Genomic DNA, 2,658 nt, shown 5'->3' on the forward strand with positions numbered 1-2,658 from the left:
AGCCTGGTTTTCTACGAAACTCCGGCATGCTGATCTATGGCGATGTGCTGAAAGAATGGATACGGCGCTACCGTAAACAGTGGGACCAGGATGACTTGCATTTCCTGGTCGTGATGTTGCCAGGTTACGGAAACGTCCTGAAATCGTCCCCCAAAGTACCAAAGGATCACCCGGCAGCGCACTCGTGGGCCTGGATGCGGGAATCGCAGCTGAAGGCTTCCGAATTGCCAAATACCTCGGTTGCAAACACCATCGACTTGGGCGACATCAAGAATGTCCATCCAAAAGACAAGCTGCCGGTTGGACGGCGATTAGCGTTGCTCGCAGCACGTGACACACTCGGACAGAAGGTCGAAGCCCAAGGACCTGTTTACCAAAAGGTCGAGGCCAAGGACAACACGCTGGTCGTCCATTTCGAAAACGCCCAAGGCTTAAAAACAACCGATGGTTCCCCGCCAAAGGAGTTTTGGTTGGCCGATGACGATCAAAATTGGGTGCGAGCCGACGCGACGATCCAAGGACAGAGCGTGGTGCTGCAGTCCGCTGAGTTGGCAAAGCCCTTGTATGTTCGCTACGCCTTTGTCGGAAAGCCAGAAGTGAATCTGGTCAACGGCGCCGATCTGCCCGCGTTTCCATTTCGAACCGACCGTTTCGAACCTTAAAAAACAGCAAGCAGAGTCAGAAACAGCATCGTTTGACCCACAACCAGCACGAGATTAATGAAAAAGTTTACGATTCACATAGGTATCATCATCTGCATCGCAGCGTGTTCCCTCATGCGTGCGAACGCCGCTGCGGCCCAAGGCAACGCAAACAAGTTCAACTACAGCGAAGCGGCCGAGCTGCAGTCACTGAATCAAGCTCCGGAGCAACCTTTATCATTGTGGTATAACCGACCGGCCACTCATTGGGAAGAAGCGTTGCCGGTCGGTAATGGGCGGCTCGGAGCCATGGTTTATGGGGGTGTTTCCAAAGAGATCATTCAGCTGAACGAAGATTCGATCTGGGCCGGCCCGCCCATCCCTGTGGTGAAACAGGACGTCAGCAGTACGATCGATGAGGTGCGGCAGCTGCTGTTTGATAAGAAGTACACCGAGGCCCAGAAAAAGCAGCAGGCGATTTTGACCGGCCGTATCTCGCCACGAAGCTATCAGACGATGGGGGAACTGAACATTGATTTTGGTTCGGTAACGAAGGCGACTGCTTACCGCAGATCGCTGGATCTGGACACTGCGGTTACCACGACTCGTTACACCGCGGACGGTGTCAACTATACCCGAGAAGTGTTCTCAAGCCCGGTCGACGATGTCATTGCCATCAAGATCGCAGCGGACAAGCCAGGCGCCGTTTCGTTTAGTGCCCAAATCACTCGGCAGGGGATCTTTGCGACCCAAGCCGGCGGAAATGATACTGTGATCGCGACCGGCCAAGCCGCACACGGTAACAAACACTTGGGCGTCAAGTTCGCCACGCTGTATAAAGTCGTCGCACAAAACGGATCGACGCATGCCGACAACAATCGCTTGAGCGTCAAAGATGCGGACTCGGCAGTCATCTACATCGCGGCGGCAACGGATTACAACCGCGACGATACAGACCATCCATTCACCCATGATTTGATGGAAGTCTGCGACCGCACCCTCGCCGCGGCCAAGCAAAAGGGATACGACAAAATCAAAGCCGACACTTCGGCAGCGCACCAAGAGCTTTTCCGCAGAGTGGAGCTGAATCTTGGAACTCCATCCCCCAAACCAACCATCGCCCGATTGCAGGGGTATCAAAACGGAAAGATCGATCCCGATTTAGAAGCACTCTACTTTCAATACGGTAGATACCTGTTGATCTCGTCGTCGCGGCCGGGCTGCTTGCCTGCCAATCTGCAGGGTCTCTGGTGCAAAGATATGGCTGCACCCTGGAATAGCGACTACCACATTAATATCAATTTCCAGATGAACTACTGGCTCGCCGAAACAACGAATCTTTCGGAGTGTCATCTGCCATTCATGGCCTACATTGAACGACTGGTGCCCTCAGGCCAACAGACCGCCAAAGATCTGTATGGTTGCCGAGGTTTTCTAGCCGGACATGGATCGGATGTTTGGCATGGGACGGTTCCGTTTGGAAATGTCCAGTATGGACAATGGGTGGTCGGCGGTGCGTGGACGACCCAGCACTTCATGGAACATTACCGGTTCACCGGAGATCGAGAATTCCTAAAGAATCGGGCCTATCCGGTTTTGAAAGAAGCATCGCTGTTCTTTCTGGATTGGTTGGTCGAAGATCCGAAAACCGGAAAATTGGTTTCCGGCCCCAGCACTTCACCTGAGAACAAGTTCATCGATCCGGCCACCAACACGCCGTGCAATCTGACCATGGGTCCTGCGATGGATCAGCAGATCATCTGGGACGTATTCACCAACACGCTCGAGTCAGCGCAGATCCTTGGCGTGGAAGATGATTTCACTCGTGACGTTCAAGCCGCACTCGATCAGCTTGCTCTACCGCAAATCGGATCCGACGGACGATTGATGGAATGGACCGAGGAATTCAAGGAGCATGATCCCGGTCACCGCCATATTTCGCATCTGTTTGGTCTCTATCCCGGACGACAATACAACATCGACGACAACCCCGAAATGGTAGCGGCAGCCAGGAAAA

General features: G+C 53.6%; 1 protein-coding gene and 1 pseudogene. Both read left to right on the forward strand.

What is annotated here, in order from left to right; all coding sequences use genetic code 11:
* Positions 1 to 662: pseudogene (locus tag RMSM_RS02295) on the forward strand (sialate O-acetylesterase); the annotation flags it as partial.
* Positions 663 to 776: 114 nt separating this feature from the next.
* Positions 777 to 2,658 (forward strand): glycoside hydrolase family 95 protein (locus RMSM_RS02300; protein WP_085980588.1); only part of this gene is annotated, 1,882 nt, incomplete at its 3' end.

Origin of the sequence: Rhodopirellula maiorica SM1 (genome assembly GCF_000346295.1) — a bacterium.
In the GTDB taxonomy this organism is placed as follows: Bacteria; Planctomycetota; Planctomycetia; order Pirellulales; family Pirellulaceae; genus Novipirellula; species Novipirellula maiorica.